Below are 10,260 nucleotides of genomic sequence, written 5' to 3' on the forward strand. Positions count from 1 at the left end.
ACCGTCCTAATCTTCGCGAGGTGCCGAGTGCACTACACATTAGCACGGTCGTGATGGCAAAGAGGACGGTCGTAATGGCTGGAAACACTCAAAAAAGGGGAAAAAGTCCCTTTTTGAGGTCAAAAAAGCGGATTAACATTTGTTTTGTTTCGGATGTCTTTCGAACCTGAAAAATACGTTTTTTACAATAAGCCCCCTCTGCCGCAGGCTCTCTTTTGCCAAATAATGAATTTATTTATCTCCAATGATTATCGGGTGAGCCCATACCTCGTCGTAAATTTTGGGAATGGGCGAATACCCGTAAAGGCTATTGGCGCATTGCGGATAGTTGGATATTGCATAGAGCAATCACAAAAGATAAGTTTGTAATGGCAGGTTATCCGTCAATGATAATTCTTTATACCCAATTGCATCGCAGTTAAGAGAACCGCCGTATGCCGAACGGCACGTACGGTGGTGTGAGAGGTCGGAAAACGAAAGTAGGAGGAAAACTTCTACTTCGTTTTCTTCCTACTCGATTTTCCTTTTCAGCGGAGCCGGTTCGGAGATGCGCAGGCAACTGACGATCCCGGCAACGATGGCAAATGTCCCGGCCAGGTAGAGGCAAGTCTGGGTGCTGTGGTTGGGGACAAGGTTGAATATCATGGCGACCAGCGTGGCGCCTAACGTCTGTCCCAACAGGCGGGCCGTGCCCAACATGCCGCTTGCCCCGCCGCTACGGTTGGTGGGGGCGGAAGAAATAATGGTGCTGTTGTTGGGCGTCTGGAAGAGGCCAAAGCCTGCCCCGCAGACAAACAGGCGCCAGATGATTTCCATATCGGTCGGATGCGCCGGCAACGTGGCGAGCAGGAACAGCCCGGTGGCGAATATGCTCATGCCGATGCCGCCTAAGATTCCCGGATGTATCTTTTCGACAAGGCGTCCGGCTGTCGGCGCCATGATCATGGTGGCCAGCGGCCAGGGTGTCAGGAGCAGTCCGGTGGCGACATCGCTTCGTCCTAACGTGTTCTGGAAGAAGAAGGGCAGGGAGATCATCGCTAACATCTGTGCCGTGAACGAGCTGATCGAGGTTCCGATCGAGAGCGAGAAGATCGGTATCCGCATCAGGTCGACAGGGAGCAGCGGGAAGCGCTGGCGCAGTTGACGGCGGACGAAGAAGAAGCCGATGATCCCTAACGCCACGACTCCGCAGACGATCAGGACGGCGCTTTTCTTATGGGCAATCCCTTCTAACGAGAAGATTAGGAGCCCGAAGGTCAGCGCGTTCATCAGGCAGCTTGTCTTGTCGAAGCGCCTGCCATAGGTCTTGACCGGATTCTGGGGCAGATGGGAGAGGCCGATCACAAGGGCGGCAATGCCGAATGGCACATTGACAGCAAACAGCCAGTGCCACGAGCCGAGCGACAGGATAGCCGACGCGATGGTCGGGCCGGCCGCTATCGAGACGGCGACGACGAGGGCGTTGAGCCCCATACCTCTGCCCAGAAACTTTTTCGGATAGATAATGCGCAGCAACGCCGTGTTCACGCTGGTGATGGCCGCCGCCCCGAATCCTTGCAGGATGCGGGCTGCCGTCAATGTCCAGAAAGAACCCGACAGGGCGCAGATCAGGGATGTGACGCTGAACAAGGCGATGCCCGACAGGTAGATGCGCCGGTAGCCGTAGATGTCTCCGAGGGAAGAGAAGGAGAGAAGTGAGATCGTGATGGCTAACTGATAGGCGTTCACGACCCAGATGGTGACGGACGGTTCCGTCCCTAAGTCACGTGCAATGGTCGGCAGGGCGACGTTGGCGATTGTCCCGTCGATTACGGACATGCCGACACCCAAGGCGGTAGCGAGGATCGCCCAGTAGCGCTTGGGCAGCGGCAGTCCGTCGGTTTCGTTTACTGTTGTTGCTCGATTGGCAGATATCATTCTTTTCTATTTAATCACTTCCCGTACGGCATGCAGCATCGGTTCGACCGTCAGCGGGCTGCCGGTCGCTTCCAGCATCCACTGGTTGGGGGTCAGGCGTCCCTGGCGGAAAATGCGTTCGACCTCGGTGGCGAAGTCTTTTCCTTCCAGGTACTGGTCCAGCTGGAACTCGATGATCTGCCCGAAGGCATAGGCCGACAGATACAGCGGATAGCTGATCATGTGCGAGTAGACAGCCAACACCGTTTCGTCTTTCACGCCGAAAACGGGAGCATAATATTTATTCCATATCTCCTTGGACAGGGAGATCGTTGCTTCTTTCAGTTGTCCCGCCGTTGCGTCGGGATGCGCATACATCCATTTCCAGACGGAGATGTCCAACATGGAGACGCCGCATATTTCGTACATACTCCATATCTTGTCCAGGACGTCCATCGCCTGCTTGTCCGGGTTCTTGTCTGCGATGCCTAACAACTCTAAGTCCCGTTTCTGGAAGACGAAGGCTAAGGCTTCGGTGAAGGCCGTGTTAGGCACGCCGCTCAGCATGTAATAATCCACGTCGTACATGGACAAGGTCTGCTCCACGTTGTGCCCGAACTCATGGATGGCGATGTTGTAGCCCTTATAATCCATGCCGGTTTCCGGGATGCGGGTGCGCAGGTGGGATTGTTGTCCCTTCATGGCTGCTCCCCAGGCATGGCCGGAGCCGCGGGCGGCGTCGACCGTGATCTTGTCGGCCAGGTAGCGGGCGCGTTCGGGCGCGAAGCCGGCTTTTTGCAGGATGTTCGGCAGGTCTTTATCCAGCGCTTCGGCGTTGGGATAGAGGGCCTGCGTCTGTTCGTTCAGCTTCGTCTCGTCCAGGTTGCTGCGCGCCTTGAAGCCGTCGTACCAGATGTCGTAGGCTTCTAACTTGCGGCCGAGGCGTTTGGAGATCATTTTGCCGACGGCTTTCAGCTCCGGGGCGGAGAGGAATTCGTCGAACAGTTTCTCCACGTCTGCCAGCGACACTTCCATGTCTTCCGAGAACTTCCGGTCAATAAAGGTGTTGCCCGTATATTTGTCAATCTCCTGCATAGCCTTGAAGTTGTTCAGCATCTTCTGGTAGCGGGTGGTCGATTCGGGCGTTCCCTGCACCTGTTTCCCGTCCAGTGTGATTTGGTTTGCGTACGGGTCCCATTCGTATTTGCCGGAGTTGATGACTTCGACAGGGATGTCCTGCGCAATAATCCGCTTCATCACTTCGTAGACGGTGCGCTGTTTGTCGAGGCCTTCTTTTCCTTTGTTGTAGTTGGCCTTTATCTCGTCGCGCAGGTTCCAGTGCGAAAGCAGGATCATGTCTTTAGGAAACAAGAGTTCCCCTTTTTTGTTCAGCACATGGCCCATATAAATATTGTAGGCCGAGATGTAGATGTCGGCATCGCTTTCCGCATTGCCGGCGGCTTGCAGGGCTGTCGCCGGGATGCGTTCGGTGAACATGTCGCCCAGGCGGGCATAAGCCCAGGCCTTCCGGTCGGAGCCCAATTGCTCTTTCTCTTCCAGCGTGTAATGGGGGAAGTTGAGCATGACGATGAATGCGATTTTGTTTTGATAGAAGTCGTCCTGCAGATGGGTGCCCGGGCTGTAGGAGCCGAACATCTCATCGACGGCGTGGAGCGGGCCGGTCGGCTGGTGCAGGTTCTTCATCAGGCGGAGGGACATCTCGTTGAAGTAGCCGCTGATGCCTTCCATATAGTCGCTGATTTTCAGGAATACTTGTTCTTTCTCGGCCGGGTCGGCGATGTAGTTCTTTTCGCAGAAGGCTTTGAATGCTTCAGCGCTTCCGTCGGATTCCTGCCAGAGGCGGGCGGCTTGGCGGACTCCTTTTTCGATGGCTTCCTTGTTCTTGCCGTCTTTGGCGGTAAGAGACTGGATGATCGACTGGACGACCGGCGGATCGATCTCTGCGTGACCGTTCAGGCAGGCAAGTGTACAGATCAGCATAAGGCAGATGTGTTTAGTTAGTTTTACCATGTTATTCGTATTATTTAGATTGGATTTATTCATCTTCAGGAATCATAGCCGGTTACAAATGTAGGGATAATATTCGTATCTTTGCAGGACATAAATGTGAATAAGGATAGATGAAAATGAAAAAGAATTGGGTTTTGGGTGTTGCCGTGTGCGGCATATTGTCTGTGTCGGATGCTGCGTACGGGCAGTCTATTAAGGATATTTTGAACTCGGCAGCCGTGAAAGACGCTGTCACTGCTGTGACCGGGGGCAAGAAGCTGACAGTGGAAAATCTGGCGGGGACCTGGACGTACGTGAATCCCGGTATCCAGCTCGAAGGGGATAATGCTTTGAAGAATGTGGCGGCGAGTGTGGCTGCATCCGAGATGGAGAAGAAGCTGAAGGAATATTGCGCCAAAGTCGGGATCGTGGAAGGTGCGTTCAACTATACATTTAATTCGGACAGCACGTTCACGAATGTCCTGAAGGGTAAGACGCTGAAGGGCACTTATTCCTTTAATGCGGATGAGAAGACGATGGAGCTACATTACGGGAAGATCGGCAAGTCGAAACTGACTACCATGACGGCGCATGTCGTCCTTTCCAATGACGAGCTTTCACTGCTTTTCGATGCGGACAAACTGCTGGATTTCCTGACGAAGCTCTCTGCCGTTTCCAAGAATACGACTTTGCAGACGCTGAACAAGCTGGCAAGCCAGTACGACGGGATGATGCTGGGATTTGAATTGAAGAAATAAAGTAAATACATAAAAAAAGAAGCCAGGGTTTGTAATGATACATTCCCTGGCTTTTTTATTTGGAAAGATGATGCTCCTTAAATGTCACATGCGCAGAGCGTCGGGATCAGGTTGCGGTCGCCATATGCGTTGTCTACGCGGGCTACGTTGATCCAGAACTTGCTGTCGTGCAACCATTCCAGCGGGAAGGCTGCTTTACTGCGCGGATATTCGTGTTTCCATTCGTCGGCCGTTACTTCGTATTCCGGGTGGGGAGCGTTTTTCAGTACGTTGTCTTCCTTCGAAGCCTTGCCTTCTTCCACTTCCTTGATTTCATCCCAGATGCATTCTAACACTTCGACGAAACGATCCAGTTCGGCTTTGCTTTCGCTTTCGGTCGGTTCGACCATCAGTGTGCCGTGAACCGGGAAAGAAAGTGTCGGTGCATGATAGCCGAAGTCCATCAAACGCTTGGCGATATCGCCCTCGTCGATGCCGGAGCGTTCTTTCACTGTACGGCATTCTAAGATCAGTTCGTGCCCCACGCGGCCTGTTGCACCGGTGTAAACGATTCCGTATGTGTCTTTCAGCTTGGCTGCCAGATAATTCGCATTCAAGATTGCCGTCTTGGTGACTGTCTCCAAACCTTCTGTTCCTAACATGCGGATATAAGCATATGTGATCGGTAGAATACCGGCGCTGCCATAAGGAGCGGCGGATACCGTGTTCAGCTCGCTTCCCCACAAAACCGGATGTTGCGGCAGGAACGGAACCAGATGTTCGGCTACGCAGATCGGACCCACACCGGGACCACCGCCTCCGTGAGGAGAAGAGAAAGTCTTATGCAGGTTCAGGTGGCAGACGTCAGCCCCGATCGTTCCCGGGTTGGTCAAGCCGACCTGTGCGTTCATATTGGCGCCGTCCATATAGAGCTGACCGCCGCAGGCGTGGACAATGTCGCACATTTCTTTGATGTCCACTTCGAAGATACCGTGTGTAGACGGATATGTGATCATGCTGGCAGCCAGGTTATCCTTGTTGGCTTCTGCCTTTGCGCGGAAGTCTTCGAGGTCGATGTTCCCTTTGTCGTCACACTTCACCGTGACAGTCGTGAAGCCGCATTGGATGGCGCTTGCCGGATTTGTCCCGTGGGCGGAAGCAGGAAGCAGAACGACATTGCGATGTCCCTGTCCGATGCTTTCCAGATAAGCGCGGATTACACGCAGACCGGCATATTCACCGGCTGCACCCGAATTAGGCTGGAATGTACAACCCTTGAAGCCTGTAATCTCACACAGGTAAGCGGACAGGTTTTCGATCAGTTCCTTGTAGCCTTCCACCTGGTCTTCCGGTGCGTACGGATGGATATTCATAAATTCCGGACGGCTGAGCGGCAGCATGCTGGAAGCCGGATTCAGCTTCATGGTACAGGAACCTAAGGAAATCATGGACTGTGCTAATGAGATGTCCTTGCGGCCCAGACGGGTGATGTAGCGCATCAGCTCTGTTTCGGTATGATATTTCTTGAACACATCTTCCTGTAGGAAGTCGGATGTGCGGGCGAATTTAGGATCGAAATAAGTCTTTTCGGGAACAGCTTCTTTCAGCATATAATCTTTTCCGGCGGCACCGGCGAAGATGTACAGCAATACGCCGATATCGGTCGGCTGTGTCGTCTCATCCAGGCTGACGCCCACCTGTCCGGCTTCGAAATAGCGCAGGTTTACTTTGCATTCCAATGCGATTTCGCGGAGTGCATTGATCGAAACATGTTCCGGAAGCTGGATCTTCAGCGTATCGAAATAGTCCTTATTCAATTGTTTGTAGCCCAGCTTTTCCAGTTCCCCGGCCAGGAATCCGGCAGAGGCGTGGATGCGTCCGGCAATGTTCTTCAAGCCTTCGGCACCGTGATAAACGGCATAGAAGCCGGACATGGTGGCAAGCAAGGCCTGGGCCGTACAGATATTGGAAGTTGCTTTCTCGCGTTTGATATGTTGTTCACGTGTCTGCAATGCTAAACGGTAAGCGGCATGTCCGTAGGCATCTTTGGAAATACCGATGATGCGTCCGGGGATGGAGCGTTTATACTCGTCCTTTGTTGCAAAGAAAGCAGCAGACGGACCGCCGTAGAACATCGGAATACCGAAGCGCTGGCTGCTTCCGAACACCACGTCCGCGCCCCATTCTCCCGGAGGAGTCAGCAGAACAAGGCTCATCAGATCGGCAGCAACGGCAACGCGGGTCTCGTTTGCGTTGGCACGTGCGATAAAGGCTGCATAGTCTTCAATTGAACCGTCGGCATTCGGATACTGTACGATCGCACCGAATACATCCGGCGTAAACTCGAATGTCTTATAGTCGCCCGTAACAACCCGGATGCCTTGCGGAATCATGCGGGTGTGGATAACTGCCAATGTTGAGGCAAATACGTTTTCGTCTACGAACAGCGTGTTGGCTCCGGCTTTTGCCTGTGCGCGGCTCCGGCTTCCATAGAACATGGTTGCAGCTTCGGCTGCGGCAGTCGCTTCGTCAAGCAGCGAGCAGTTTGCCAGGGGCAGGCCTGTCAGTTCGCAAACAACTGTCTGGAAATTCAACAGCGCTTCCAGGCGGCCCTGCGACACTTCTGCCTGATAAGGCGTGTACGAAGTGTACCAAACCGGATTCTCGAATACATTACGCTGGATGGGAGCCGGGCAAACAGTGTCGTACCAGCCCATTCCGATGTAAGAAGTGAAAACTTCGTTTTTGGAAGCCAGTTCCGAGATGTGTTCGGCAAACTCACGTTCAGTCATGGGTTCGGGAAGGTTAAGCGGCTCTTTCAAGCGAATGTTGGACGGGATGGTCTGATCGATCAGCTCGTCAACCGACTTAACGCCGATGGCTTGCAGCATGGAAGGAATGTCTTCAGCCGAAATACCTACGTGACGGTTTACAAATTTATTTGTGTCCATAATATTATGTAGTTTATAAATAGGGATTATTAAACTTTTCGTCGAAGACTCTTGTCTCCGGCCCGTGTCCCGGATATATCACTGTCTCGTCGGGCAAGGAGAGGAGTTTGTCGCGGATGGCGGCTACCAGCACTTCCTGGTTTCCTCCCCAAAGGTCCGTACGGCCGATGCTTCCGGCAAACAGGGCGTCGCCGACAATGGCAAAGCCGTTTTTCTTATTATAGAAAGCGACACTGCCGGGAGAATGTCCGGGAACGGTCAGCACCTGCAACTCGGATGTCCCGAACTTGATGATTTCGCCTCCGACAATATATTTTTCTACCGGAACGTTTTCCACGTGCTGGCGCAGCCCGAACAGTTTGGCCTGTTCGTCAGGCGAAGGCAGTTTCTCTACATCCAGCTTGTTGGCTTCCGGATTGAGCCCGTATGTCTTGTGTATAAAACCGTTCCCGAACACATGATCCACGTGCAGATGCGTACAAAGCAGATGCTTCAGCGTCAGTTTGTTCTCGGAAATGAAGTCGCTCAACTCCTTTTCCTCTTCTTTGCGGCAGCAGCCACAGTCGATCAGCACGGCTTCGCGCGTTTCGTCATACAACAGGAATGTGTTTTCCTGGAAATAGTTAAACTCGAACGATTTTATTGTAATCATAACGGTACGTACACTACTTTTTTAGTTTGGAAAAATTCTTCTTTAAAATGGTCACTCAGGTTAAGACTGACAGCTTGATTGCGGAATGGCAATATTTCATGCTGTAATTCCCCTCCCTTCAAACAAATCAAACCATTCGGAAGAGCATTTTGTTGTTCCTTTTTAATATTCTTACGAGCAATTTTCACCAGATCGGCAAGCGGCATAACGGCGCGGCTCACGACAAAGTCGAAAAGCCCCTTTTCCTCCTCGGCGCGGCAGTGGCGGAAGGTGACGTTTTTCAGGCCGATCGCTTCGGCAACGGCTTGTCCGACTTTGATCTTTTTCCCGATGCTGTCCACCAGGTGGAATTGCACGTCCGGCATCAGGATAGCCAACGGGATACCGGGAAAACCGCCTCCCGTACCGATGTCCATCACGGTCGATCCGTCTTTAAACCGCAACATCTTCGTCAGCCCTAACGAGTGGAGGACGTGATGCAGATAGAGGTTCTCTATATCTTTGCGCGAAATCACATTGATTTTAGCATTCCAGTCTGCATACAGGGGAAACAAGGCGTCTATCTGTGCTTGCTGCCCGTCCGTCAGTTCCGGAAAATAGGCTTTAAGAATAGACAATTGGCTATTAACAATTGCCGATTGATCGTTGGCGGCCGACTGTGTTTCGTTTGTGTTGATTGGCTCCATTAACAATAAGTATATGAAGTATTATTTCTTACTTTTTAATTCTTAATTCTCAATTAGTTTCGAAATCGGGCTGTCTTTCTTCAACAAATACTGTATTTCATCATAAGGAAGAAATACGTTTGTAGCCCCTACGACATAGGCCGCTACCTCATACTCATTGAATGTATAAGTGATCCCGTTCCCGTCGATCAGGAAATTACCGTTCGGGAAGATCTCTTCGATGCTGAAGAAACCGATGTTCTCCAGGTCTTTGGCGTTCTCCACATTGTTTTGTTTGGCAATATGGTCGACCAGTATCTGGGCGAGGCTGTCCTGGTAGTTATCGATAAAGATGTCTTCCTCTGTAATCGCGTTGCCTGTTTTGAGGTTGATCACATGATTGTTATAAGCGTGCGCTCCATGCGCTCCGCCTGTGTAGTTCTCAAATCTCACGGTGTAGCTCAGAATGTCGTTCTGGTTATAGGCGATCTCGTCGGACGATGATTCGTAATAAGAGAACCAGGCTCCTACCGGCAGATCGTCTTTCTTCTCTAACTCGGCCTTAAAGTCGGTCTCCAACTCCTTATAAGCATCCAGATAATCTTCCGTGTATTTGGCTGCTGCTTCTTCCGGTGACAGATTTTCATAGTTTTCCCCAAAGTAGGAGAGAACGAAGTCGTCTTGGATCTTCTTCAGTATCTCTTTGTTTGCGAATTTGACCGGATAGATGAAGTTTAATTGGAAGTCACAATTGGGATTATCCGGATTCTCTAACAGGTGGTATGTCTTTTCTACCCGGATGGAATCGAACTTGATTTCATTGTCCGCCGTCTGTTTTGTACTGGTGTTACAGCTTGTTACAAACACACCCAAAAGGAAACATACAATCAGACTTTTGCATATTTGTGTACTCATCGGAATCATAGATTTTAGATAATACTTTATGATGCAAATGTACGCTATTATCTTTTAATAAACGAATGCTTCCTTTTTTAATTTTCTTTGCGGGCGGATCGATATGTTTCAATATACGGTAATATCGACTTGGCCATATTGTTCTGTTCGTGCGTTTTTGCACGTACGGCGTACGAATTCGTACAATCGTCTTAAAGGGTATTGTTCTTATTTGATTGCTAATTAGGATTTTCCGGAAATGGCATGGTCTTTGCGTTATTATTTGTATTAAACAAATACTGTGTCTATGTTTAAACATTATGTAAAGGTCGCACTCCGGCTGATAAAACGGAGTTTTTTGTTTTCGTCTATCAATATGTGACCTTTCCTGAAATCAGTTTACAGATTAAACAATTATAACTAAACTCAATTTACATAACAAAGATTAAAACCTA

At 50.9% G+C, this 10,260-nt stretch carries 7 protein-coding genes; 1 reads left to right on the plus strand and 6 read right to left on the minus strand.

Features of this window, described 5'->3' with window-relative positions; genetic code table 11:
* Window positions 1-510 precede the first annotated feature (510 nt).
* The gene (locus tag DWU89_RS19745) at window positions 511-1,917 is read right to left on the minus strand and encodes an MFS transporter (RefSeq protein ID WP_115501347.1); all 1,407 of its coding nucleotides are present in this window, start codon (window positions 1,915-1,917) and stop codon (window positions 511-513) included.
* A gap of 6 nt (window positions 1,918-1,923) precedes the next feature.
* Window positions 1,924-3,897 (minus strand): hypothetical protein, encoded by a 1,974-nt coding sequence (locus DWU89_RS19750; protein WP_115501348.1) that lies wholly within the window; start codon window positions 3,895-3,897, stop codon window positions 1,924-1,926.
* 146 nt (window positions 3,898-4,043) lie between these two features.
* Between DWU89_RS19750 and DWU89_RS19755 the strand changes: the two genes are divergently transcribed.
* A complete protein-coding gene (locus DWU89_RS19755) occupies window positions 4,044-4,664 on the plus strand; it encodes a DUF4923 family protein (protein WP_115501352.1) in 621 nt (206 codons plus the stop codon).
* Window positions 4,665-4,741: 77 nt separating this feature from the next.
* On the opposite strand, the gene gcvP is transcribed toward DWU89_RS19755, so the two are convergent.
* The 4 genes from gcvP to DWU89_RS19775 are packed head-to-tail and all read right to left on the minus strand — an operon-like array spanning window position 4,742 to window position 9,826.
* Entirely contained in the window at window positions 4,742-7,594 is a 2,853-nt protein-coding gene (gene gcvP, locus DWU89_RS19760; protein WP_115501349.1) for an aminomethyl-transferring glycine dehydrogenase, read from the minus strand.
* A gap of 13 nt (window positions 7,595-7,607) precedes the next feature.
* Window positions 7,608-8,246 carry an MBL fold metallo-hydrolase gene (locus DWU89_RS19765; protein ID WP_115501350.1) on the minus strand — a complete coding sequence of 213 codons (639 nt, stop codon included), beginning with the start codon at window positions 8,244-8,246 and terminating at the stop codon, window positions 7,608-7,610.
* Window positions 8,243-8,938: a 16S rRNA (guanine(527)-N(7))-methyltransferase RsmG gene (rsmG, locus tag DWU89_RS19770; RefSeq protein ID WP_392391940.1), complete on the minus strand. Its 696-nt coding sequence runs from the start codon at window positions 8,936-8,938 to the stop codon at window positions 8,243-8,245. The genes DWU89_RS19765 and rsmG overlap by 4 nt, the downstream gene beginning before the upstream one ends.
* 36 nt (window positions 8,939-8,974) lie before the next feature.
* Window positions 8,975-9,826: a DUF3298 and DUF4163 domain-containing protein gene (locus DWU89_RS19775; RefSeq protein ID WP_115501353.1), complete on the minus strand. Its 852-nt coding sequence runs from the start codon at window positions 9,824-9,826 to the stop codon at window positions 8,975-8,977.
* Window positions 9,827-10,260: the final 434 nt, after the last annotated feature.

Source organism: Parabacteroides acidifaciens (assembly GCF_003363715.1).
GTDB lineage: Bacteria > Bacteroidota > Bacteroidia > Bacteroidales > Tannerellaceae > Parabacteroides > Parabacteroides acidifaciens.

Bases quoted from the DNA above. Each gene is read 5' to 3' on its own strand.
- DWU89_RS19745 (WP_115501347.1), bottom strand. From the start codon at position 1,917: ATGATATCTGCCAATCGAGCAACAACAGTAAACGAAACCGACGGACTG.
- DWU89_RS19750 (WP_115501348.1), bottom strand. From the start codon at position 3,897: ATGCTGATCTGTACACTTGCCTGCCTGAACGGTCACGCAGAGATCGAT.
- DWU89_RS19755 (WP_115501352.1), top strand. From the start codon at position 4,044: ATGAAAAAGAATTGGGTTTTGGGTGTTGCCGTGTGCGGCATATTGTCT.
- gcvP (WP_115501349.1), bottom strand. From the start codon at position 7,594: ATGGACACAAATAAATTTGTAAACCGTCACGTAGGTATTTCGGCTGAA.
- DWU89_RS19765 (WP_115501350.1), bottom strand. From the start codon at position 8,246: ATGATTACAATAAAATCGTTCGAGTTTAACTATTTCCAGGAAAACACA.
- DWU89_RS19775 (WP_115501353.1), bottom strand. From the start codon at position 9,826: ATGAGTACACAAATATGCAAAAGTCTGATTGTATGTTTCCTTTTGGGT.